Annotated in this window: 20 protein-coding genes, 1 tRNA gene and 2 pseudogenes; 9 read left to right on the top strand and 14 right to left on the bottom strand. The window is 61.9% G+C overall.

Annotation, left to right across the window (positions count from 1 at the left end):
- Window positions 1-211: 211 nt before the first annotated feature.
- From AC1MGT_RS08655 to AC1MGT_RS08640, 4 genes and pseudogenes are all read right to left on the bottom strand, one after another.
- Window positions 212-979, bottom strand: a pseudogene (locus AC1MGT_RS08655) (IS30 family transposase); the annotation flags it as partial.
- 11 nt (window positions 980-990) lie between these two features.
- Window positions 991-2,168, bottom strand: a protein-coding gene (locus AC1MGT_RS08650) for an IS3 family transposase (protein WP_499500736.1) whose coding sequence is annotated in 2 segments (ribosomal slippage) — window positions 991-1,901 and window positions 1,901-2,168 — 1,179 coding nt in all. Because the reading frame shifts where the segments join, the coding sequence is not laid out codon by codon here.
- Window positions 2,169-2,234: 66 nt separating this feature from the next.
- Window positions 2,235-2,624 (bottom strand): annotated as a pseudogene (locus tag AC1MGT_RS08645) (transposase); the annotation flags it as partial.
- A 206-nt stretch (window positions 2,625-2,830) separates the two neighbouring features.
- Complete coding sequence (locus tag AC1MGT_RS08640; protein WP_499503852.1) at window positions 2,831-3,520, bottom strand: hypothetical protein; 690 nt, start codon at window positions 3,518-3,520, stop codon at window positions 2,831-2,833.
- Window positions 3,521-3,901: 381 nt separating this feature from the next.
- On the opposite strand from AC1MGT_RS08640, the gene AC1MGT_RS08635 reads away from it, so the two are divergent.
- Window positions 3,902-4,783 (top strand): hypothetical protein, encoded by an 882-nt coding sequence (locus tag AC1MGT_RS08635; protein ID WP_499503851.1) that lies wholly within the window; start codon window positions 3,902-3,904, stop codon window positions 4,781-4,783.
- Window positions 4,784-5,415: 632 nt separating this feature from the next.
- On the opposite strand, the gene AC1MGT_RS08630 is transcribed toward AC1MGT_RS08635, so the two are convergent.
- From AC1MGT_RS08630 to hutC, 8 genes are all read right to left on the bottom strand, one after another.
- Window positions 5,416-5,500, bottom strand: a tRNA-Leu gene (locus tag AC1MGT_RS08630).
- 110 nt (window positions 5,501-5,610) lie between these two features.
- Window positions 5,611-6,078, bottom strand: coding sequence for a hypothetical protein (locus AC1MGT_RS08625; RefSeq protein WP_499503850.1), 468 nt, complete (start codon window positions 6,076-6,078; stop codon window positions 5,611-5,613).
- 265 nt (window positions 6,079-6,343) lie between these two features.
- Entirely contained in the window at window positions 6,344-8,062 is a 1,719-nt protein-coding gene (locus AC1MGT_RS08620; RefSeq protein ID WP_499503849.1) for an ArnT family glycosyltransferase, read from the bottom strand.
- Window positions 8,063-8,203: 141 nt separating this feature from the next.
- Entirely contained in the window at window positions 8,204-8,473 is a 270-nt protein-coding gene (locus tag AC1MGT_RS08615; protein WP_183556195.1) for a type B 50S ribosomal protein L31, read from the bottom strand.
- 188 nt (window positions 8,474-8,661) lie between these two features.
- Window positions 8,662-9,924, bottom strand: coding sequence for a transcription termination factor Rho (rho, locus tag AC1MGT_RS08610; protein ID WP_183556196.1), 1,263 nt, complete (start codon window positions 9,922-9,924; stop codon window positions 8,662-8,664).
- Between the two features lie 148 nt (window positions 9,925-10,072).
- The gene (trxA, locus tag AC1MGT_RS08605) at window positions 10,073-10,399 is read right to left on the bottom strand and encodes a thioredoxin TrxA (protein WP_183556197.1); all 327 of its coding nucleotides are present in this window, start codon (window positions 10,397-10,399) and stop codon (window positions 10,073-10,075) included.
- Between the two features lie 233 nt (window positions 10,400-10,632).
- Window positions 10,633-11,037, bottom strand: coding sequence for a response regulator (locus AC1MGT_RS08600; RefSeq protein ID WP_499503848.1), 405 nt, complete (start codon window positions 11,035-11,037; stop codon window positions 10,633-10,635).
- Window positions 11,038-11,123: 86 nt separating this feature from the next.
- Window positions 11,124-11,837, bottom strand: a complete 714-nt coding sequence (gene hutC, locus AC1MGT_RS08595) for a histidine utilization transcriptional repressor HutC (RefSeq protein ID WP_499504266.1) — start codon at window positions 11,835-11,837, stop codon at window positions 11,124-11,126.
- Between the two features lie 151 nt (window positions 11,838-11,988).
- Between hutC and ada the strand changes: the two genes are divergently transcribed.
- The 8 genes from ada (at window position 11,989) to hutI (ending at window position 22,229) form a co-directional block, all read left to right on the top strand.
- Window positions 11,989-13,098, top strand: a complete 1,110-nt coding sequence (gene ada / locus AC1MGT_RS08590; RefSeq protein ID WP_499503847.1) for a bifunctional DNA-binding transcriptional regulator/O6-methylguanine-DNA methyltransferase Ada — start codon at window positions 11,989-11,991, stop codon at window positions 13,096-13,098.
- Window positions 13,099-13,195: 97 nt separating this feature from the next.
- Complete coding sequence (locus tag AC1MGT_RS08585) at window positions 13,196-14,863, top strand: amidohydrolase (protein WP_499503846.1); 1,668 nt, start codon at window positions 13,196-13,198, stop codon at window positions 14,861-14,863.
- Between the two features lie 126 nt (window positions 14,864-14,989).
- On the top strand, window positions 14,990-16,699 hold the full coding sequence (gene hutU / locus AC1MGT_RS08580; RefSeq protein ID WP_499503845.1) for a urocanate hydratase: 1,710 nt from the start codon (window positions 14,990-14,992) through the stop codon (window positions 16,697-16,699).
- Between the two features lie 4 nt (window positions 16,700-16,703).
- Window positions 16,704-18,248, top strand: coding sequence for a histidine ammonia-lyase (hutH, locus tag AC1MGT_RS08575; protein ID WP_499503844.1), 1,545 nt, complete (start codon window positions 16,704-16,706; stop codon window positions 18,246-18,248).
- Window positions 18,249-18,266: 18 nt separating this feature from the next.
- Window positions 18,267-19,055 (top strand): N-formylglutamate deformylase, encoded by a 789-nt coding sequence (gene hutG / locus AC1MGT_RS08570; RefSeq protein ID WP_499503843.1) that lies wholly within the window; start codon window positions 18,267-18,269, stop codon window positions 19,053-19,055.
- A complete protein-coding gene (locus tag AC1MGT_RS08565) occupies window positions 19,052-20,410 on the top strand; it encodes a formimidoylglutamate deiminase (RefSeq protein ID WP_499503842.1) in 1,359 nt (452 codons plus the stop codon). The genes hutG and AC1MGT_RS08565 overlap by 4 nt, the downstream gene beginning before the upstream one ends.
- Window positions 20,411-20,422: 12 nt before the next feature.
- On the top strand, window positions 20,423-21,034 hold the full coding sequence (locus AC1MGT_RS08560) for a HutD/Ves family protein (protein ID WP_499503841.1): 612 nt from the start codon (window positions 20,423-20,425) through the stop codon (window positions 21,032-21,034).
- Window positions 21,027-22,229 (top strand): imidazolonepropionase, encoded by a 1,203-nt coding sequence (gene hutI, locus AC1MGT_RS08555; RefSeq protein ID WP_499503840.1) that lies wholly within the window; start codon window positions 21,027-21,029, stop codon window positions 22,227-22,229. The genes AC1MGT_RS08560 and hutI overlap by 8 nt, the downstream gene beginning before the upstream one ends.
- 238 nt (window positions 22,230-22,467) lie before the next feature.
- Here the strand turns inward: hutI and AC1MGT_RS08550 are convergent, their stop codons facing one another.
- Together AC1MGT_RS08550 and AC1MGT_RS08545 are read right to left on the bottom strand one after the other, a co-directional pair.
- Window positions 22,468-22,959: a GNAT family N-acetyltransferase gene (locus AC1MGT_RS08550; protein WP_499455702.1), complete on the bottom strand. Its 492-nt coding sequence runs from the start codon at window positions 22,957-22,959 to the stop codon at window positions 22,468-22,470.
- Entirely contained in the window at window positions 22,956-23,894 is a 939-nt protein-coding gene (locus AC1MGT_RS08545) for a DMT family transporter (protein ID WP_499503839.1), read from the bottom strand. Before AC1MGT_RS08545 ends, AC1MGT_RS08550 begins: the two co-directional genes overlap by 4 nt.
- Window positions 23,895-23,916: the final 22 nt, after the last annotated feature.

The following is a 23,916-nucleotide window of genomic DNA, read 5'->3' as shown; positions in this document are numbered from 1 at the left end:
GCTTCCTGAGAAGATTGCGGGTTTTTAACGTGATACGAATGCGTGGTGCGAGTAGGTAGTGCCTCCGGCCGGAATCCACATCCATTTATAATTAATGAGTTGTAAATTGATTGCGTAATTTATGCGTAGTTGCTATGAGCCGTCTAAGAAGTGCAACGCGAGTCCATCATGCAGGTGCGAATGCTACTAACGTCTGCTTTCAACCTTGGATTCAACCGGTCGATGCAACAAGTTTGCTGAATCGTTCAGCGGGTGTCTGGTATTCTAAAGTCTTCCTTGGCCGTTCGTTCAATTTGCGAGCTACTTCGTTAAGTTGGGCCTGCGAGTACGCGGAGATATCGATGCCTTTTGGGAAATACTGGCGTAATAGTCCGTTGGTATTTTCATTGCTACCACGCTGCCAAGGGCTGTGTGGATCGCAGAAGTAGACATCGATATCAGTGGCCATGGTAAAACGCTTGTGGTCAGCCATTTCCTTGCCCCGGTCCCAAGTCAGTGATTGATAAAGCTCTCGGGGTAACTGACGGGCGTTATCAATCAATGCGCTGATGACTGTTTCTGTATCTTTGCTTGCGACTTTTACTAGCATCACGTAACGAGTGTGGCGTTCGACAAGGGTAGCGATCTGGCTATTTCTGTCTCCGAACACTAGGTCTCCTTCCCAATGTCCTGGTACAGCGCGATCCTCCACTATGGCAGGTCGTTCGCTGATCGATACCGTATCTTTGATCCTGCCGTGATTTTCTTTCTTTTGCGTATGATGACGCGATCGGCGCATGGCCCGGGTTCGCCGAAGATGCTCAAGTAGCTCCTTTTTCAGCGCACCACGGGCCTGAATGAAGAGGCTGCGATAAATCGTTTCATGCGACACCTGGTAATCCTCGCTGCCTGAAAACGTATGCTTGAGCCACCCAGCAATTTGCTCAGGCGACCACTGTAATTGGAGTTTGCTTGTTACGATATTTGCCAACTCAGGGTTGGTTGTAGTGGTCAAGTAATTTCGGACACAACGATAAGTTCTTTCTCTGCCATTGCGCGTTCATAGACGCTGGGCGGCAGATTGCCCAATACAGAATGCAAGCGCTCGCAGTTGTAGAAGCCGACGATGTAGTTGGCCACATCAAGCTTGGCTTCGGCTTGGTTCGCATAATTGCGCTGCCAGACACGCTCCATCTTTAAATTTAAGAAGAAGCGTTCAGCGACGGCGTTATCCCAGCAGTTGCCTTTGCGGCTCATGCTGCAAACGAAGCCATGCTCGGTCAACAACGCTTGGTACTGGTCGCTTGCATATTGGCTGCCGCGGTCGGAGTGGACGACCAGTCCGGCCGCTGGTCGCCGAGCTTGGATCGCCATACGCAAGGCATCGCAAACCAAGGCAGCTGGCATGCTCGGCGCCATTGCCCAGCCCACGACTCTGCGCGAGAACAGGTCGAGCACGACAGCCAAGTAGAGCCAGCCTGCGCCAGTACGGATGTACGTGATATCCGAGGCATAAGCCTGATTCGGCGCTGCCGGGTTGAACTGTCGGGCAAGGACGTTCGGCGCAACCGGCAGGGCATGCTTACTGTCGGTTGTGTGTACGAATTTGCGCTTCCAGACTGGCTTCAGGCAGGCCTGTTGCATCAGGCGGCGCACCTTGTAACGCCCGACCTGCAGGCCTCTGTTGGCCAGTGCCGTGACAAGCCGACGGCTGCCGTAACTTTGGCCGCTGCTCATGAACGCGGCACGCAAATGCACGCTCGCTTTGCAAAACATCGGCGCAGTTGCACGACGCTTGGCTTCGTAAAATCCAGCCCGGCTAACACCAAGGAGACGACAGGTTTGTGCGACAGGTACGGCCTTCGTTTGCAGCTCATCGATGAGCCGATAGCTCATTTGAGCTCGCGGGCAAAGAAGGCCGATGCCTTTTTTAAGACGTCCACATCACTACGAAGTTGACGGTTTTCCTGCTCCAACTGACGGATTCGCTGCTGCTCAGCCGTCAACGGTTTGCCAATGCCTGGCTGGCCTTGTTGCTCGGCCTCGTACTGTTCCATCCAGCGACGGATCGCGGTAACGCCAATGTCCATCGTCTGGCTGACGTGCGAAATGCTGAGGCCTTGTTCTGTGATCATTCGAACGACCTCAAGCTTGAAGCTAGGGTCAAAATTGCGGCGCTGCCTGGTCATGTAAACTCCTTCGAAGGTGAATTATCCACCTATCGAGGTGTCCGGAGACATTAGACCACTACAGGTCACCAGTTTGCAGCACTTAGGACGATGGGCTCGCTTCCAAGCAGCCGCGTCTGCACAGCCAGCTCGATAGCTCGTCTGGCCACCATTGCGACTGATCTCACGGCTAATAGTGGACGGTGCTCGTCCAAGTGCTTGAGCAATCTGACGGATCGATTGACCAGTAGCTAGCGAGCGTGATATTTCTTCCCGCTCGGCCAAGGTTAATGCCAGTCTTGATCGGTGTCTTTCTGCGGGCCGAATGCCACCAGACTCGGCAAGAATTCGCTGTATAGACGAGTGGTTTCGATCGAACAGCTGGGCAATTTGCTGGAGCGATTCCCCCTTTTTCCAGTGCTCCCACATCAACGCCTTCTGGGCATCCGTATAATAAATCCTTGCTCTCTGCTTCATCCGTAACACTCCTTCTGCTTACCCAGAGTTTAGTGTGTTGCGTCGACCGGTTGAATCCAAGACCTATAGCGGACCTTTGCTGGCTTGAAACCAGCTCATCTGTGAGTGCGAGGGATGGCATCAAATTGCTGGAGGCTGGCTTCCGCTTGGAAAAAAGTAGACAACCAAGCGAGCAGACGGCCGTGCTCCCTGTTTCCACTCAATAGCTACGATACAGAAATAAAATAAACGAACCTCCTACCATACGCTGTAGTTCGCGGCTCGAGCGCGCCAGACCCTTCAATCACCGCGCCTACTGACAACATTTGTTCAACTATCCCGCTTGATTGAAGATCGCGGACAAGATTATTTACCGTGTCTTCCCGAACGATCAAATCTGGCATGCAGAGCGCAATAAGGCTCCATACGCTCTTAAATCTATCGCTGGACTCTGGGCAACCATTTATCGTTATCCATTGTTGAGGGTCGTGAAGAAGTCCAAGTAAGCGCAAATGTGACGGCGTAAATTGATCAATGAGATGAATAAAAGCCATCTGCTCATCTTCATCTATCGAAGAGGACCTTGCCGAATTAACTATTGCATTTCGCAGCGCGTCTAGTTTGATCTGTTGATGACTACGAATGGCGATGTTAGAAGCTCGAATCGCCATCGTGATAAAAGCCTCATTCTCGGCGAGTTTCTCAGGCGTAAAATCATTGACAGTTTGTTGTAACTCTATTAATGCGAGCGCAAGCTCCTGCATCCATTTTTCTTTGCGCTTTTCCAGCGGGGCGGAAAAAACAGTTTCGAACAAGACCTGAAGTGGGCCACCAGCAGCCGGTATCGCTGAAATCAGTCCTCTTGCCACATCATGCGCAACATCGCCCGGTGTTCTTTTTGTAGGCAGTTGTTCCATTGTTTCCCCTTGTTTCAGTGATTGAAGTTAATGAAGTAAAGCCAATAATTGATTGTCAATTCGTTCTGAGAACATCATACGCATTACTCAGGTGCGTGCTCCGCAGTGTCCATCTCGATCACGACCGCTGTCTCTCATCTAAACGTTGCGGCAGCAGCCGGAAATATATTCCTTGCAGGCTAAGTGGGTGCTTGTGGCCGATACCGGACGGTCGGACATGTTCAGTATAGGTTACTACTGCATCTTGAGCGAAACACTTGTAATCGTTACAGGGCTGCAACGGATCTCTGCTCGGCATACTGCTGAGTTGTATTCGGCCGGAGTATAGTTCCTATTAAAATCATAAACTTAGCATATCGACGGGTAAAAAGTGGGTAACGTATGTTTGCTAAGCTTCGGCACAACAGGCTACTAAATCAGCAAATTCCATGGTCTGACTACCGAATTCAAAGCATGTGTGGCAGGATAGTGTATATTTTATGTGAGAAAAAAATGTCACGGAACGAGCCGACGAAGGAGGAACTTAGTGCAGGAGATGCTCTGCTGAAGTTCTTCATGGCACTTGGGGTGCCGGTAACTGATGTTGATTTTAAGGATAAACCAGACCTAAGATTTGCGCTTGAAAACGTTCCAGTAGGGTGCGAGATCGTTAGCCTAATGCCTAGCGACATGCAAAAAGCAATAAAGACTTTTTTTCGGTATAAGTTCAAGAAGGGTGTGGATGTAGCAAAAATTGTTATCCCAATTGAACCACATTCTTGGATGAAAAATGCAATAGAAAAAAAATGGAAAAAAGTTCAAGGATATGAAAAAGGACCGTACACGCTAAATCTTTTTCTTTTGGTTCACCCTCCGATGCTTGGCCCCAGAGACATCGTTGAGTATGACCATGAAGGTTTTATCAGGGGCGTATCGTATGGGGAGCGCACAGCAAAGCACGGATTCCGAAAGATCTTCTACTGGACGGGAAATAGAATAGTAGTGCTAGATGGGGACAAAGAAAATATTCCCTTAATTACTTTCGACACACTTCCTCTCGGTTATCCCGCGTACGTTATTCAATCTTTCATGGCCCAGGCAGGAAAATTCAAAGAACGATTCGGAGACGGTACTCATCGTCTTGATGTGCCTAAAGAGCATACGCAGATTATCCAGCCACTTACGCCTGAATTTAAGAATGTTCCGCCTTTGCTCCCAAAAGATTTAGGGGTTGGTTTTGTATACGATGGCACGAATAACTTTAAAGGAGGAACTAGCGATTAGAACTCCCGTTCTTATGAGCGAGATTGATTATTAGTTTCTGTCTTGATACCGCGAAGCCCATTGGATAACTTCCTTAGCTCGATATAGGGCTTGGCCTCGTGCAGACCGGGTTGACTGCAAAATTGGGGTCACAAAATTGGGGGCAGGTCTGACATTTGGACACGGACTCAGCTTTGCGCGAACCCGGTCAAAGCGGATTTAAATTTGGTGTTTGGCGTCATCTTCAAAGCTAAGCGACGGCATTTGGAAGAGCCGATACTCACTCAGCAATGCCGTTGAAAGACGAACAAGTTTGACTACATTAGAGTTCATGTCTAAATGCCAGACCAAACCCCGGAGCCATTGAGAATAGCAGGTTGTCGAGCTGAAAATCCCGCGTCCAATGTGAAAAGTAGAGCCGATCTGAAGCCGCCGTTGTTACTTATCCGCGCTTGGGTGAACACAGGCTTCAGCTTCGACCCGACGATCATCAGGCTTTGGTTCATCGAGCTGTACGAGGGAACGCTCAGTGTCAGCCGTGCAGGACGGAGATGGGGGTGTTGAAATGACAGCGCTTGATGATGCTGAGGCCAGATAGCAAAAAACCCGCGCTTCCTAAGAAGAGTGCGGGTTTTTAGCGTCATGCGAGTAGGTGGTGCCTCCGGCCGGAATCGAACCGGCACGCCTTACGGCGCTTGATTTTGAGTCAAGTGCGTCTACCAATTCCGCCACAGAGGCCCAATCGCAGGCGGGCATCTTAGCACATCGATTGCTCAGCTGGCCAGTCCGCAACAAAATTCGGTGTGCGGGCTGCCAGATGGACACTCCAGCGGTAAGCGCCCCGCTGACTAACACGTCATCCGATGCTGCAACAACCGCAAGCTCCCCATCGGCCCGATGATCTCCAGCACATGCTCGCGCACCGCGACATCGATCGCGCCTTCCTGCCCGCGCAACCAGGGACGTGGGCGGAAGTACCGGATGCTGGTGCTGTCGGCGGCCGTGCGCCGGTAGCCAAGCGCTCCCAGCGCTTCGTCGAGCCTGTCGATCATCTGACAGTCATCGGCGCGGCTGCGCATTTCAAAGCGGCCCGGACCCAGCATGCAGATGGGGAGCAAGCCACCGACGACGGCGGGCACAACGAGAAACGGCATCGGGGTGCCGGGATCGATCAGGTGCAGGGCCAGTACCAGTAGCGGCAACCCGGCCAGTAGCGTGAGCGCCCATGGCAGCGACTGACGCCAGGTATCGATGCGCTGCAGGAAGCCAGGGCGTTTCCTGACGCGCTCGATTTCAGAAAATGTCACGCTGTTCATGCTGCTCTCCTTGGCTGCCTGCATCAGTCCGTGTTCGCGCCGATCAAGAAAACTGGTGCAATATCCAGCCAACTATTATTTGAATCGTCATTGACTTGATCATTGTGACAAGCACTTAGTGGCTGACGTTTGACTGCGCGCAAACACGCACTCGTTGAAGCCAGCTTCTCATAAAGACAACACTTGCCGCGCACAGGTGGATTTCGGCCAGGCATTGGCCCAGAACGAACAAGCCGCACAGAAGTACGGCTTGTCGGGGAAGTGCTCAGGGTTTCTGGCGGAATAACCGGAAGCGTTCGTCGCGGTCCGAGGCGCGCCGGCCTTCCCACAGCGGCACTGCGTCGCGCACGTTCCATTTAGGCAGCAGGGTGGCGTCGCGGCGGTTGCGCAGGCTGTCTTGCAGCAGCACGTAGTCGCACTTGCCGCCAGCGAGCGTCACGAACGGCAGGCGGCCGTAGAAGGCCAGCGAGGCGCGCTGGGCGGCGCCGACGTTGGTGGCGATGCAGTTGGCGTCCGCCGGCAGGCGGGCGGCGATCTGCTGGGCGACGCCGGCGTAGCTCTTGCCGTAGTTCAGGTCGGGCAGGAACAGCGTCATCAACAGCACCCACAGCAGGATCAGGCCGCCGGAGGACAGCACCACGGCGCGCCACAGCACCGCCGGCTGGCGCGACAGGCGCCAGTGCACCAGCATGATCCAGCCGACGCTGGCGCCGGCCGCAACGATGAAGGTGACCACGCCGATTTCGGGCGTGAAGCCCGGCACCAGCTTGAGCGCGTTCTTGGCCAGCTGTGCCGGCCAGCCGGTCAGCTTGGCGATCCAGAACAGCCAGATGATCGCGCTCAGCATCGTCAGCACCATCACCGAGAACCAGTCGATGGCGTTGATCGCGCCGCGCTTCATCGTCGGCAGACCAAAAGCGGCCATCAGTGCCAGCGGCGGCAGCATTTTCAGGAAGTCGCTGTTTTCGGGCGCTGGGTCGGCCAGCAGTTGCAGCACCAGTGCCAGGAAGAAGAATACGGGCAGCACGATGTGCAGCATCTGCTGGCGGCGCCAGGCCCAGACTGCCCACAGGGCGAACGGCCAGGCTGGCCAGAAGAACCAGATGCCGATCCGGAAGAAGGCTTTCAGCGCTGGCCAGCCGGGCAAGCCGATCTGGTGCGCGTTCCAGTCGAGCCAGTCGGCGACCGGCGACAGGCCATAGGGTTGCAATACCGTGGCGGGTACGATCCAGATCAGCGTGAGGGCGAAGCCGACACCGGCGGCAACGGCCAGGTCGCGCAGCGCGCGTGGCGCGGGCAGTTCGAGGTAGCGGGTGCAGGCAAACAGTGCCACGAGCAGCACCAGCGGCGGCAGGAAGCCTTGCGTGAGCGTCAGTGCGCCAAGGGCGATGCCCACCAGCACCGCGTTGCGCGTGCCGGCGAGCTCGACGTAGCGCACGGCGCGGTACAGGAAGAAGGCGAGCAGCGCGCCCTGGAGCGTCGCTGCGAGCGTCAGGTGGCTTTGCAGCAGCAGGCCCAGGCTGCCGAGGTAGATGAGGACGGCGGTATCGCCCAGCGTGCGGCCGTAGTCGTCCGGTTCGGGCTGGCCGCCGAAGGCCAGGCGCAGCGGTTGCGCTTCAGCGCGCCGGCCCAGGTGGAAGGCGGTGTACCACAGCGACATCGTGCCCAGCACGAAGATGCCGACGGTCGAGACGCGGGCGGCGAGCACGTCGCCCAGTAGCCAGCCGAACAGCTTGATGCACACGGCGCCGAGCCAGAACGCGAGCGGCCCTTCGTCGACGCTGGCAAGGCCCGCGATGTTCGGATACAGCCAGTCGGCCAGCGTGCCATGCGCCATCGTCCACATGATGCCGAAGCTGGCGGCGTCTTCCTTCCACAGGTCGCGGCCGATCAGGCCTGGCAGGATGTAGAACAGGCCCAGCGCAAGCAGGGCCCAGCGGGGCAGTGCCAGGGTGGCGGCGGCGGGAAGACGGACTGGTTTCATCGATAAGTCTGATGGCGGAAATGAGCGCGTAGTATAGCCGCGAAAAAAAAAGAAGCCGGGTAAGCGGCTTCTTTTTTGAAGCCGGCAAAGCCGGCTGTCTGGCCAAAGCCGGTGAAGGCTTTGACGGTATTACGTCGGCAATTAGCCGTTGGCGACCGAAGTCTTCGAACCAACTGCGCCGAACTTCTGGCGGAACTTCTCGACGCGACCGGCGGTATCGACGATCTTGTGCTTGCCGGTGAAGAACGGGTGCGATTCAGCCGACACCTCGATCTTGACCAGTGGGTATTCTTTGCCTTCGTGTTCGATCTTGTCGCGGGTGTTGATGGTCGAGCGCGTGATGAACTTGAAGTCGCATGACACGTCATGGAACACGACGTCGCGGTATTCTGGGTGAGTTTCGGTCTTCATGGTCTTGCTTTCTATAGAGTTGGTAGCCAAACAGCACTTCGTCGGTCGTCTCGCTTCTTGACCCGATTGCCGATCACTTGCCAGGGTTGGGCAGAACCGGCGATTATAAATAGGTTTTCAGCTTCCGGCAATGCCCAACAAAAAAGGCAGCCCGAAGGCTGCCTTTGCGCGTACTGCGTTGCGGTGGCTTAGCCGCCGCGGCGCATCATGTCGAAGAACTCCACGTTGTTCTTCGTGGCGCGCATCTTGTCGAGGATGAATTCCATCGCTTCGATCTCGTCCATCGAGTACAGCAGCTTGCGCAGGATCCAGATTTTCTGGAGCTGGTCCGGCTTGATCAGCAGTTCTTCGCGACGGGTGCCCGATTTGTTCAGGTTGATCGACGGGTAGACGCGCTTTTCGGCCAGGCGGCGCTCGAGGTGCACTTCCATATTGCCGGTACCCTTGAATTCTTCAAAGATCACGTCATCCATGCGCGAACCGGTTTCGATCAGCGCAGTCGCGATGATGGTCAGCGAGCCGCCTTCTTCGATATTACGGGCCGCGCCGAAGAAGCGCTTCGGACGCTGCAGCGCGTTGGCGTCGACACCACCGGTCAGGACCTTGCCCGAGGCAGGGATCACGGTGTTGTAGGCGCGCGCCAGGCGGGTGATCGAGTCCAGCAGGATCACGACGTCCTTTTTCATTTCGACCAGGCGCTTGGCTTTTTCCAGCACCATCTCGGCAACCTGCACGTGGCGGGTTGCTGGTTCGTCGAAGGTCGAGGCGACGACTTCGCCGCGCACCGAACGCTGCATCTCGGTCACTTCTTCCGGACGTTCGTCGATCAGCAGAACGATCAGCGTGACGTCGGGGTGATTGGCCGTGATGGCATGCGCGATGTGCTGCAGCATGACCGATTTGCCGGACTTTGGCGACGCCACCAGCAGGCCGCGCTGGCCCTTGCCGATCGGCGAAATCAAATCGACGATGCGGCCGGTGATGTTTTCGGCGCCGTTCATGTCGCGCTCGAGGCGCAGCGGCTCGTTCGGGTGCAGCGGCGTCAGGTTCTCGAACAGGATGCGGTGCTTCGAGGCTTCCGGCGATTCGCCATTGACCTTGTCGACCTTGACCAGCGCGAAATAGCGTTCGCCGTCTTTTGGCGTACGCACTTCGCCTTCGATCGAGTCACCCGTATGCAAGTTGAAACGACGGATCTGCGACGGGGAGATATAAATGTCGTCGGTCGAGGCCATATAGCTCGCATCAGGCGAGCGCAGGAAACCGAAACCGTCCGGCAGCACTTCCAGAGCGCCGTCGCCGAAGATCTGCTCACCGCCTTTTGCGCGCTTCTTCAGGATTGCAAACATCAATTCCTGTTTGCGCAGGCGGGCTGCGTTGTCGATATCGAGGCCGATTGCCATTTCCAGCAGCGCGGAAACGTGCATCGCCTTCAGTTCAGATAAATGCATGTGTTTGGGTAACCCGTGACGGGTAAAAAAGGTAGGGGAGGGAACTGCGTGGGTTAATCAAGGCGGGAAGGTGGCGATGGGCCGTGGGCCCTCCCGGCCGGGAGGCGATGACGCGGGCGCGTCGTCGCCGCTTATTGTATCAGCTGAATCAGATGTTGCTGTCGATGAACGCGGTCAATTGGCCTTTTGCCAGTGCGCCGACTTTCTGCGCAGCGACTTCGCCATTCTTGAACAGGATCAGGGTCGGGATGCCGCGGATGCCGAACTGGGCTGGGACAGCCTGGTTCGCGTCGACGTCCATCTTGGCGATCGTGATCTTGCCGCCGTATTCCTTGGCGACTTCTTCGAGGATTGGGGCAATCATCTTGCAAGGACCGCACCACTCGGCCCAGAAATCGACCAGCACCGGCAGCTCGGATTTGAGCACGTCGGATTCAAAGGATGCATCGCTGATGTGTTTGATGTTTTCGCTCATGGTTTCCTCGATAAGAGGTAGTAACTGTGATTAACGCCTTGAGACAGGACATGCGGAACGTCTCGACCGGCTACCGGGTATCTTCCTGTGTTGCTTAATATTGTTACTACACAATGGTGGAGGCACTGTGTGCGAATTTCAATATTGGAAGAACGGCTAGAGGGTGTCAGGCGGGGAATGAGCCGAATAATACCGCATTTTTTTGAAAAGTGTTTAGCCGCTTGTACAAAAATTCAACAGGCCAACGCTGCGCGCAACTGGTTTTGTTCGAGCGGCTTGCGAAATGAACCGACGACTTGCAGCCCCAATGCACGCGCCAGTTCGCCAGCCGCTTCGCGTACGCCGTCTTCGAGCGCCGACATCAGGATCACCTTGCCCTGATAACCTTGCGCCGCTGCAGCCTGGAGGAACTCGATGCCATCCATTTCCGGCATCATCAGGTCGCAGATCACGACGTCTGGCATCGATTGATCGAGGCGCCGCAGCGCACTGCACGCCTGCGTTTCGAGCGCGATGTTGCGCAGTCCGCATACGGCGAGCATTTCCCGCATCACGTCCAGCAGCAGCGGATCGTCGTCAAGCACCAGTACGTGCAGGGGCGCTTCAGGGATTGGCGCCTTGGCGGCTTGCGATGGCATGGTCATACTTGACGGGGAAGATGATGGCTGTTCCGCCAGATGGCCAGAGTGTGGCATGGTTTATTGTCTGTTCGCATAATTAATTGCTACACGCTGCCCGTGAAGCGCGTCAGGTGGCCCGGATGCCACATCGTGGCCACCGAGGCGATCCGGCCGGCCGAGGTCGTGCGCCGATGCAGCACCAGGCACGGCGCGCCAGGCGCGATGCCAAGATGCGTGGCCGGGGCGCCCGATGCCGGCAAGGCCTCGATGGTATAGGTCGCGCCCTGCAGCGGCGCGCTCACCATCAGGTGTTCATTGGGCGTGATGCTGGAAAAATCCTGTTCCAGGTAGGCCGGGGCGCAGGCCGGATTCACCCAGCGGTCTTCAAACTGGATCGGCACGTCGTTTTCAAAGTGGACGATCAGCGAGTGGTACAGCGTGCTGCCCGCTTCGAGCGCGAATTCAGCCGCTAGTCCATCGTCTGCCACGCCGGCCGCCAGCACCAGCACGCGGCTGGTGTGCTGCCTGCCGCGTTCGCGGATCTCGTCGGCGATGTTGCGGATCTCGACCAGCGTGGCCTGGTACTTCTGCGGCGCGACATACGTGCCCGAGCCCTGGCGCCGCACCAGGACGTGCTCGGCGGTGAGTTCGCGCACGGCGCGGTTGACGGTCATGCGCGAGACGCCGAACAGGCGCACCAGCGCCTGTTCGGACGGCACCAGGTCGCCTTCCTTCCAGCGCCCGGTCGCGATTTCGCCGACCAGGTAATCCTTGATTTGCCGGAAAATGGGTGCTTTGTCCGGTGGGCTGTCTTGCAGGGGATCGTGTGTGGTCCTTGGGTCCAAGCGGTTCTCCGGAGTGACGGCCTGTCTGACCAGCTGCGATTTTAGCATTCGATTCGAAAGCAAGACCCGGCGTGCATGGCACCAGGCATGGGGCTACGATAGGCTTGCCGCCTGACCCCTGGAGATGAACATGACCATTCCCACCGATGCCAATGCCGACGCCGACGCCGGCGCAGACAGCGCCGATCTGCGCTGGGCCGCCGTGCAGGGGCGCGACCCGGCCTTCGATGGCCGCTTCGTGTACTCGGTGCGTACCACCGGCGTGTATTGCCGGCCGTCGTGTCCATCGCGCGCGGCGCGGCGCGCCAACGTGGCCTTTCATGCAGACCCAAATGCCGCCGAAGCGGCCGGCTTTCGGCCCTGCCTGCGCTGCGCGCCGCACTTGCCGCCGCTCGCCGAGCGCCAGCGCGAAGCCGTCGCGCGGGTGTGCCGCCTGATCGATGCCGCCGACGAAGCGCCGGACCTCGACAGCCTGGCGCAGGCCGCTGGGATGAGCCGCTTTCACTTCCACCGCGTGTTCAAGGCGCAGACCGGGATCACGCCGAAAGCGTATGCGGCCGCGCGGCGGGGCGAGCGCGTACGGCGCGGGCTGGCGCAGGGCGCGCCGGTGCTCGATGCGCTGTTCGACGCCGGCTACGGCTCGAGCACGCGCTTCTATGCGGGGGCGCAGGCGGTGCTGGGCATGGCGCCGGCGCACTACCGGGCTGGCGGGCGCGGCGAGACGATCCGCTTCGCCATCGGGCAGTGTTCATTGGGCGCGATCCTGGTGGCGGCGACCGGGCGCGGGATCTGCGCGATCCTGATCGGCGACGCGCCGGCGCCGCTGCTGGACGATCTGCAGGCGCGCTTTCCGCAGGCCACGCTGGAAGGCGCCGACGCGGCATTCGGGCAGACCGTGGCGCAGGTGGTCGCGCTGGTCGAAGCGCCGCGCATCGGTTTCGAGCTGCCACTGGACGTGCGCGGCACCGCCTTCCAGCAGCGCGTGTGGCAGGCGCTACGCAGCATCCCGGCCGGGCGCACGGTCAGCTACGCCGAGCTGGCCGCCATCGTTGGCGTGGCCGGTGGCGCGCGCGCCGTGGCCGGGGCCTGCGCCGCCAATCCGGTGGCGGTCGCGATTCCCTGCCACCGCGTGGTGCGCACGGGGGGCGCACTGTCGGGTTATCGGTGGGGGATCGAGCGCAAGCGCACCTTGCTCGAACGCGAGCTGGAGCAAGTAGCATCCAACCCGGATTGAACGGGCGCCGGTGCTATGCCGGGCATGCAAATTTCGATACACTCTCCCGAGCTGCGCCCACGAGGCGCGGGATCCCAACCGACGGAGAAAACCACGCATGCGCGCCCGCTTGACCCCCCTGTGTTCCCTGATCGTCCTGGCCGTTGCCGGCAGCTTGCCAGCCCACGCCGCGACCCTGATCGACAATGCCAACGGCTATACCCTCAACACCAAGGGCGACCTGGTGCAGTTCACCGCGCTCGCCTTTGATGACGCGGGCCGCATCATCGCCGTGGGCGCCAGCGCGGATGTCGCTGCCAAGGCGCCGCAGGCCAAGCGCATCGACATGGGTGGCCGCACGCTGCTGCCCGGCCTGATCGACGCCCACGGCCACGTGTTCGGCCTGGGCCAGCAACTGACGCAGCTCGACCTGTTCAACAGCACGTCGCTGGCCGGCGCACTGAAGTCGATCGGCGAGTATGCGGGCGCCAATCCGGGGCACCCATGGCTGCGCGGGCGCGGCTGGAACCAGGAAAACTGGAAGCTGGGGCGCTTCCCCACCGCCGCTGAACTCGACGCCGTCGTCAGCGACCGGCCGGTGTGGCTCGAACGCGTCGACGGCCATGCCGGCTGGGCCAACAGCCGCGCGCTGGCGCTGGCCGGCATCACGAAAGCCACGCCGGATCCGGTCGGCGGCAAGATCGTGCGCGACGCGAATGGCGAAGCCACCGGCGTCCTGGTCGATACCGCGCAGGATTTGCTGACCAAGGTGCTGCCGCCGCAGACCGAGGCTGAATCGCGCACGATGCTCGACCGCGCCCTGGGCGAACTGGCGCGCGTGGGTCTGACCAGCGTGCACGACGCCGGCGTGGACGTGACCCAGGACCGCCTGTACCGCGCCTACGCCGATGCGGGCAAGCTGACGACGCGCGTGTACGGCATGATCGGCGGCGCCGGCGCGGACTTCGATGTGCTGGCCAAGAACGGCCCGCTGAACGACTACGGCAACGGCATGTACGCATTGCGCGCCGTGAAGCTGTACTCGGACGGCGCGCTGGGCAGCCGCGGCGCGGCGCTGATCAAGCCGTACAGCGATGACGCGCATTCGCACGGCCTGCTGTTCTTCAAGAGCGGGCAGATGGACACGATGATGACGAAGGCGATGCGCCGCGGTTACCAGGTCAATGTGCATGCGATCGGCGACGCCGGCAACAAGCAGATCCTCGACATCTACCAGAAAGAGGTGTCCGCAACGAAGAGCGCAGCGCAGCGTCACCGCATCGAGCACGCGCAGGTCGTGCAGCCGGGCGACATCCCGCGCTTCAAGTCGATCGGCATCATCCCGTCGATGCAGCCGACCCACGCAACGTCGGATAAAAACATGGCCGAGACCCGCGTCGGCCCCGAGCGCATCAAAGGCGCGTATGCCTGGCGCACCTTCCTGCACCAGGGTTCGCGCATCGCCTGCGGTTCGGACTTCCCGGTCGAAGCGCCAAACCCGTTCTTCGGCCTGCACGCCGCCGTCACGCGCCAGGATGCGCAGGGCCAGCCAGTGGCCGGCTGGTACCCGAACCAGGCGATGTCGCTGAAAGAGGCATTCCGCTGCTTCACCCTCGACGCCGCCTACGCCGGACACCGCGAAGACAGCCTCGGCTCGCTCGAAGCCGGCAAGCTGGCCGACTTCATCATCATCGACCAGGACTTGTTCAAGATGCCGACGTACGACATCCACAAGACGGGCGTGCTTGAAACCTGGGTGGCGGGCAAACAGGTCTTCAAAAAGTAACCTGATAGGGTTGTATAGACAACCTGAATGCGGTAGGGTGGACGGATTCTCCGTCCACGCGGTGATGGTTGGCACTCAACTCATCCGGTACGCACGCGGAGCCCATTCCTTATCGAAGGAGCCGCCATGAACCACAATGCTGATGTTGCCGACGATCCCCGCTTCGACCCCTCGCGCGTAATCCAGGCCCCGCGCGGCACCACGCTCAGTTGCAAGAGCTGGCTGACCGAAGCGGCCTACCGCATGATTCAAAACAACCTCGACGCCGAGGTCGCGGAAAACCCGCAGCGCCTCGTCGTCTATGGTGGCATCGGTCGCGCAGCCCGCAACTGGGCCTGCTACGACCAGATCCTGGCCAGCCTGCGCGAGCTCGATGACGACCAGACCCTGTTGATCCAGTCCGGCAAACCGGTCGGCGTATTCCAGACCCACCCGGACGCCCCGCGCGTGCTGCTGGCAAACTCCAACCTGGTGCCGAAATGGGCCGACTGGGCCCACTTCAACGAGCTCGATCGCCGCGGCCTGTTCATGTACGGCCAGATGACGGCCGGCAGCTGGATCTATATCGGCACGCAGGGCATCGTGCAGGGCACCTACGAAACCTTTGCCGAAGCAGGGCGCCAGCACTTTGGCGGCGACATGCTGGGGCGCTGGATCCTGACGGCGGGCCTGGGCGGCATGGGCGGCGCGCAGCCGCTGGCCGCAAGCTTCGCTGGCGCCGTGTCGCTGACCATCGAGTGCCAGCAAAGCAGCATCGATTTCCGGCTGCGCACGCGCTACCTCGACAAGCAGGCGCGCGACATCGACGAGGCGCTGGCGATGGTGCAGCAGTACACGGCGCAACGCGAGACCGTCTCCATTGGCCTGCTTGGCAATGCCGCCGACGTGCTGCCGGAGCTCGTACGGCGCGCCCGGGCTGGCGGCATCAAGCCCGACCTGGTGACCGACCAGACCTCGGCCCATGACCTGATCAACGGCTACCTGCCAAGCGGCTGGAGCGTGGCCGAGTGGCAGGCCGCGCAGCGCGATCCCGGCCAGCACGCGCGCCTGACGCGCGACGCGGCGGCATCCTGCGCGCAGCACGTGCGCGCCATCCTCGACTTCAAGGCCATGGGCTGCCACGCGGTCGACTATGGCAACAACATCCGTCAGGTGGCCAAGGACGAAGGCGTGGGGGATGCGTTCGACTTTCCTGGCTTTGTGCCGGCGTATATCCGGCCGCAGTTCTGCGAAGGGCGCGGGCCGTTTCGCTGGGTAGCGCTGTCGGGCGACCCCGAAGACATCTACAAAACAGACGCCAAGATCAAGGAGTTGTTCCCGCACGACGCGCGCGTGCACCGCTGGCTCGACATGGCCCGCGACCGCATCGCGTTCCAGGGCCTGCCGGCGCGTATCTGCTGGCTGGGCCTGGGCGAACGCCATCTGGCGGGTCTCGCGTTCAACGAGATGGTGCGCACGGGCGAACTGAAGGCGCCGATCGTCATCGGGCGCGACCACCTCGACACTGGCTCGGTCGCCAGCCCGAATCGCGAAACCGAAGCGATGCGCGACGGGACCGACGCCGTATCCGACTGGCCGCTGCTGAACGCGTTACTGAATACTGCCGGCGGCGCGACCTGGGTCTCGCTCCACCATGGCGGCGGCGTGGGCATGGGCTACTCGCAGCACTCCGGCGTCGTCATCGTGGCCGACGGCACGGATGCCGCCGCCAAGCGCCTGGCGCGGGTGCTGGTCAACGACTGTGGCTCGGGCGTCATGCGCCACGCCGACGCCGGCTACGACACCGCCATCGACTGCGCCCGGCGCAATGGCCTCAATCTTCCGATGATCAAATAAATCCATGAACGAATTCATTCTGCAACCCGGCCAGCTGACCCTGGGCGACCTGCGCGCCGCCTGGAGCGCGCACGCACCATTGACCCTGGCCAGCGCGGCCTGGCGCGACATCGCCGCATCCAGCGCCGCCGTCGCCGCCATCGGCGCCAAGGGCGATCCGGCCTATGGCATCAACACGGGCTTCGGCATCCTGGCCAAGGCCCATATCCCGGTCGAGCAACTGGCCACGCTGCAGCGCAACCTGATCCTGTCGCACGCGGTGGGTACGGGGCCGCTGATCGACGACCAGATTGTCCGCCTGATCCTGCTGACCAAGATCGGCAGCCTGGCGCGCGGCTACTCGGGCGTGCGGCCGCTGATCGTCGAGACGCTGATTGCGCTGTACAACGCCAACATCATGCCGGCCATTCCCGCGCAGGGCTCGGTGGGCGCATCGGGCGACCTGGCGCCACTGGCGCACATGACGCTGGCCATGCTGGGCGTGGGCCAGGTGCGCCACAACGGCGTGCTGGTCGAGGCCATTGATGCGCTGGCGGCGGCCGGCATCGCACCGGTCGTGCTGGGCGCGAAAGAGGGACTCGCACTGATCAACGGCACCCAGGTGTCGACTGCGCTGGCGCTGCACGGCCTGTTCCTGGCCGAGCGCCTGCTCGAAGCGGCGCTGGTCACCGGAGCGTTGTCGGTCGACGCTGCGCGCGGCAGCGACGCGCCGTTCGACGCCCGCATCCACGCGGTGCGCGGGCAGCCGGGCCAGATCGCGGCGGCGGCCATTTACCGCGAGCTGGTGGCCGGCAGCGCGATCCGCGCCTCGCACCTGGTTGGCGACGAGCGCGTGCAGGACCCGTACAGCCTGCGTTGCCAGCCGCAGGTGATGGGCGCCGTGATGGACCTGATCGGTAATGCCGGCCGCACGCTGCTGATCGAGGCGAATGCCGTCACCGACAATCCGCTGCTGTTCACCGACGACGAAGCCGGGAGCGTCATCCTCTCGGGCGGCAACTTCCACGCCGAGCCAGTGGCGTTTGCCGCCGATTCGCTGGCCTTGGCCATCGCCGAGATCGGCGCTTTGGCCGAACGCCGCATCGCGCTGCTGATCGACGCCAACCTGTCCGGCCTGCCGGCCTTCCTCGTGCGCGAGCCGGGCCTGAATTCGGGCTTCATGATCGCCCACGTGACGGCGGCGGCGCTGGCGTCCGAAAACAAGTCGCTGGCCCATCCCGCCAGCGTCGACAGTCTGCCGACCTCGGCCAACCAGGAAGACCATGTCAGCATGGCCACCTTCGCGGCGCGCCGTCTTCACCAGATGGCGCACAATACCTGCGTCATCGTCGGCATCGAATTGCTGGCCGCGTGCCAGGGCATCGAGTTCCACCGTCCGCTGCGCAGTTCGCAGACGCTGGAATCGGTCCACGCGCAGTTGCGCGAGCAGGTTGCGCCGTACGATGCCGACCGCTTCTTTGCGCCGGACATCGAAGCGGCGCGCACGATGGTGTGGCAGGGCGCGTTGTCGGCCTCGTGCAAGACGCTGTTTTCGGCGCTGCATCCGTAAATCGACCAGGGAGTTGCAATGGAATTCCGGTTCAAGGCAGGCAGGCTTCCCATGCTGGTATCGATGCCGCATGCGGGCACCGATATTCCCGACGAGGTGGTGGCCAGCCTGGCGCCGTGCGCCGCCGCACGCGCCGACACCGACTGGCACTTGCCCGAGCTGTACGGTTTTCTCGAAGAGATGGGCATCTCGACCATCTCGGCGCGCTGGTCGCGCTACCTGATCGACCTGAATCGTCCGCCCGAAGACACGAACCTGTATCCGGGCCTGGATACCACCGGCCTGTGCCCGCTCGACACGTTCGGGCGCGAGCGCCTGTACCGCGATGGCATGGAGCCTGACGGGGCCGAGGTGCAGCGGCGCCTGGCGCGCTACTGGCAGCCGTATCACGCGCAGTTGCGCGCGGAGCTCGACCGCCTGAAGATGGAGCACGGGCGCGTGGTGCTGTGGGAAGCGCACTCCATCGCCTCGGTCGTCCCGCGCTTTTTCGACGGCAAGCTGCCCGACCTGAACTTCGGCACGGCCGAAGGCACGTCCTGCGCCCCGGGCCTCGAAGCCGCGGTGCTGGACGTGGCGCGCGCGCAGGAGCGCTTCTCGATCGCGCTCAATGGCCGCTTCAAGGGCGGCCACATCACGCGCCACTACGGTCAGCCGGCATCGGGCGTGCATGCGATCCAGCTCGAGAAATGCCAGTACCTGTACATGAACGAAGCGCCGCCGTTCGAGTACCGGCCAGCGGTCGCCGCGACGCTGCAGCCGCTGCTGCGCGACATGGTCAAGGCCGCCGTCGACTGGGTGCGGCCATGACAGCGCTGTTCGCGCGCCACGCGCTGCTGCCGCAGGGCTGGCAGCGCGACGTGCTGCTCGAATGGGACAGCGGGGGTGACCTGACGCAGGTCGCGCCCGGCGCGCGCCCACCCCTGAACGTGGCACGCGCCGAGTACGTGCTGCCGGGGATGGTCAACCTGCACTCGCACGCGTTCCAGCGCGCGCTGGGCGGCCTGACCGAAACAGGCAGCGATGGGCCGGACAGCTTCTGGACCTGGCGCGACCTGATGTACCGCTTCGCCGCGTGCATCACGCCGGAGGGGATCGAAGCCATCGCCGCGCAGCTGTTCGCCGAGTGCCTGCGTCATGGCTATACCTCGGTCTGCGAATTTCATTACCTGCAGCGCGCGGTCGATGGCGCCAGCTATGCGCGGCCCGCCGAAACAGCCGAACGCGTGGCCGCGGCCGCGCAACTGGCCGGCATGGGCGTGACGCTGCTGCCGGTGCTGTACAGCCACGCCGGATTTGGCGCGCAACTGCTCACGCCGGGCCAGGCGCGCTTTCGCACGGACGTCGACGACGTGCTGGGCATCGTCGAGGCATTGGCGCCGCTGCGGGGCGGCCAGCTCGAAGTGGGCGCCGCGCCGCACTCGCTGCGTGCGGCCGGCATCGATGCGATCCGCGCGCTGGCGGCCGGCTTGCCCGCCGCGCGGCCGCTGCACATCCACATCGCCGAACAAGAGGCCGAGGTGGCGCAGTGCATCGCGCACACGGGCCAGCGGCCCGTTGCCTACCTGTTCGACCAGCTCGCGCCAGACGCGCGCTGGTGCCTCGTGCACGCCACGCACCTGGACGCGGCCGAAGTCACGGCGCTGGCAGCCAGCGGCGCCGTCGCCGGCCTGTGCCCGACCACCGAGGCGAATCTGGGCGACGGCCTGTTTCCGCTGGCGCCGTACATTGCGGCCGGCGGGCGCTTCGGCATCGGCAGCGACAGCCATGTATCGCAGAGTCCCGTCGAAGAATTGCGCTGGCTCGAATACGGCCAGCGCCTGCAGCACCGGCAGCGCAATGTGGCGCACGTACCAGCGCAGCGCAGCGTTGGCGACTTTTTGTGGCAAGCTGCGTTGGCTGGCGGCGCGCAGGCCACTGGCCGGCGCGTGGGCGCACTGGAAGCAGGGCGGCGCGCCGATCTGCTGGTGCTGGATGCACAGCATCCGAACCTCGACGGCATTGACCACGCCGAGGTCCTTGGTCGCATGGTATTTTGCGGTAACGATAACCTCGTGCGCGACGTGCTGTGCGGCGGCCGCTGGGTGGTGCAGGGCGGCCGCCACCGGGCGCAGGAGGCGATTGCGGCGCGCTACCGCCAGGCGCTCAGGGATTTGCGTTCTTAGAAAGGTGACCACATGACTGTCTTGATTCCGTTTGCAGGCCTGGCCCCGGTACCGTGGAAGAACGGCGGCGGCAACACGACCGAGATCGCGATCGGCCCGCACGACGCCGGCTTCGACGATTTCGACTGGCGCGTCAGCCTCGCCACCATCGCCGAAGACGGCGCGTTCTCGCAGTTCGAGGGTGTCGACCGCACGCTGGCGCTGGTCGACGGCCACGGCATGACCTTGCAGATCGATGGCGAGCCGACCCTGATCACGCATGCCGAGCCGGTGGTGGCGTTCGATGGCAGCTCGGAAGTGCGGGCCAAGCTCAATCGCGGGCCGACGACCGACTTCAATGTCATGTCGCGCAGCGAGCGCTGTTATCACCAGTTCGGCCGGCGGCGCCTGAGCGGCGACTCGACCTTCATCGCGCGCGCCGAGATCACGGTGCTGTTTTTGGCCGAAGGCGACAGCCTGCAGCTGGCCAGCGACAACGAGCGCATCGGCCTCGTGCGCTACGACGCGGTGGTGCTCGACCAGGGCACCGTGTGGACGCTCGAGGCGGGGCAGGCCACCATCTATATCGTCGACGTCCATTATTACTCCGACGACGATGACGACGACATGGGAATGTATGACTGATCTGCTGCTGTCCAACGTGCACCTGGCCACGATGGACAATGGCTACGGCGTGCTGCACGACGCCGCGCTGGCGATCAAGGATGGCCGCATCGCCTGGATCGGCGCGCGCTGCGATGCGCCGGCCGCCGCGCGCGAACACGACTGCGGTGGCGCCTGGCTCACGCCCGGCCTGATCGATTGCCACACCCACATCGTCCACGGCGGCAACCGCAGCAACGAATGGGAAGCACGCCTGAACGGCGCCACCTACGAAGACATCGCGCGCCAGGGCGGCGGCATCATGGCCACCGTGCGCGCCACGCGCGCGCTCGACATCGATGCACTCGTCGCGGCCAGCCTGCCGCGTGTGAAGGCCTTGCTGGCCGAAGGCGTGACGACGCTCGAGATCAAGTCGGGCTACGGTCTCGCGCTGGACGCCGAAGAACGCATGCTGCGCGCGGCGCGCCGTATCGGCGAGCTGCTGCCGGTGCGTGTCGTCACCACGTTTCTCGGCGCGCATGCGCTGCCGCCTGAATTCGAGGAACGCCCGGACGACTACATTACCTACGTGTGCGATGTCATGCTGCCGGCGCTGGCGGAGCAGGGCCTGGTCGACGCAGTCGATGCATTTTGCGAGCGCATCGGCTTTACCAGCGCGCAGACCGCGCGCGTGTTCGACAAGGCAGGCGCGTTGGGCTTGCCCGTCAAGCTGCATGCCGAGCAGTTGTCCGACCAGGGCGGCGCCGCGCTCGTGGCGCGCCATGGTGGGTTGTCGGCCGATCATCTGGAATATCTGAGCGAAGAGGGTATCGCCGCGATGGCGCGCGCTGGCACGGTGGCCGTGCTGCTGCCCGGCGCCTATTACTATCTGCGTGAAACGACCATGCCGCCGATCGCGGCTTTGCGCGCCGCCGGCGTGCCGATGGCCGTGGCCACCGACTGCAACCCAGGCACGTCACCACTGACGTCATTACTGCTGGCGCTGAACATGGCGTGCACCTTGTGGCGTCTCACGCCGCAAGAGGCATTGCTGGGCGTGACCGCTCACGCAGCGCGCGCGCTCGGTCTGCAGGATGAGATCGGCACGCTCACGATCGGCAAGCGTGCCGACCTGGCGTTATGGAACATCGCGCGACCTGCCGATCTTGCTTACGCGATGGGTTTGAATCCCTGCAAGGCCGTCATCCATGGCGGCGTCTTGCGCACCATCGGCTGAGCTTTTGATCGCCCGCAAGGCTGTCATCTGCGTTTCGGAGAAGATGAATTTCACGACGTGTAAAAAAAACGGTGACGGCCGTAAGCAAATGTAAGGCTTAATCAATCGTTAAGGATCGCTGGCTATAGTCCTTCTCGTGATTCAACTTCTCCCCTCCCCATTTGCCAAAATGGGTTTGCCCACGGCGCCAACGCGCCGTGGGTTTTTCTTTGTCGGTCGGGTTTAGCGTCAGCCGAAATCAGCTGCGTTCGGCCAGCGCCGTCAGGCTCTCGCCCGTCACGCGGCAGATGCGCCACTCGGGCATCACGTCCGCACCCATCGCCTTGTAGAAATTGATTGCAGGCTCGTTCCAGTCCAGCACCGACCATTCGAAACGCCCACAGCCGCGCTCGACCGCCAGCTGCGCCAGCCGTTGCAGCATGCGCGTGCCGATGTTCTTGCCGCGATGCGCCTGCTTCACATACAGGTCTTCGAGATACAAACCTTTCTTGGTCAGGAAGGTCGAGAAGTTATGGAAGAACAGCGCGAAGGTGACGACCTCGCCGTTTTCTTCGCCAACGATGGCTTCGCACGACGGGTGCGCGCCGAACAGGCCTTCGTGCAGCAGCGCTTCGGTGGCCACGACCATGTGTTCGAGTTTTTCAAAGACGGCCAGTTCCACGATCATGGCGTGGATGTGGGTGACGTCGTCCGGACGGGCAGGGCGGATGGAAAATGGGGCAGCGGTCATGGCGATTCGATGGGATTGTTCAGGTTAGCGGATTGCACGATTTTCGGTGCGGGTGCGCGCACGGCCCAGGCCACGCTCGCCAGGCATACGATCATGCCGAGAAATTCGAGCGCGCCGGGGCGGTAATCTTCGAGCAGGACCGACAGCAGTACCGACAGCACGGGCGTGACGACGGTGACATACACGGCCTTGTTGGCGCCGATGCGGGCGATCAGCGTGAAGTAGGCAAAGAAGGCGACGACCGAGCCGAAGATCGACAGGTAGAACAGGCCGGCCCAGTAGGTGCCGCTGTCGGGCAGCGTGAAGGCGTCGCCGTTCGCGAGCGACCACAGCGTCACCATCGATGCGCCCCACAGCATCGACCACGCCATCGTCAGCGGCAGGTTCGCGCACTGCTGCTTGACCTTGGTGACGACAACGCTGCCGCCCGCGCTGGCCATGGTCGCGGCCAGCGCCAGCACGACGCCCGCAATGAAGTGGCCGTTGCCGCCGGCCCGGATCGCCTGCCAGGCGTCGCCAATGGCGTGCCAGAACAGCAGCGCGACGCCGACCGTGGCGGCCGCGCCGCAGGTCCAGGTACGGCGGTTGATGGCGGTGCCGAAGAAGAGGCGGCTCCAGATGGGCGTCCAGAACACCATCAGCGCAAACATCACGGCCACCAGGCCGGAGACGACGTGCTGCTCCGCGTGGTAGGTGCAGATATACGAGATGCCGAAGGTCAGGCCGCCCTGCAGCGCCATCCAGCGGTGCGTGCGCCATGGCAGGCTCAGGCGTTCGCGGCGTGCGATGCATACGGCGAACAGGGCCGCGGCGGCGAGGAAGAAGCGGTAGGCCACCGATACCGCCGGTGCGGTATGCCCCAGTTGCAAGGTGATGGCCCAGAAGGTCGAGCCCCAGATCAGGGACGCGATGGTAAAGAGGATGGGGGAAGACATCGCGGGAGTATAGATGGCCCGC

The organism is Telluria sp. BA11 (assembly GCF_056680305.1).
The sequence above is the reverse complement of the archived record's forward strand: the minus strand, read 5'-3'. Positions and strand labels throughout refer to the sequence as shown.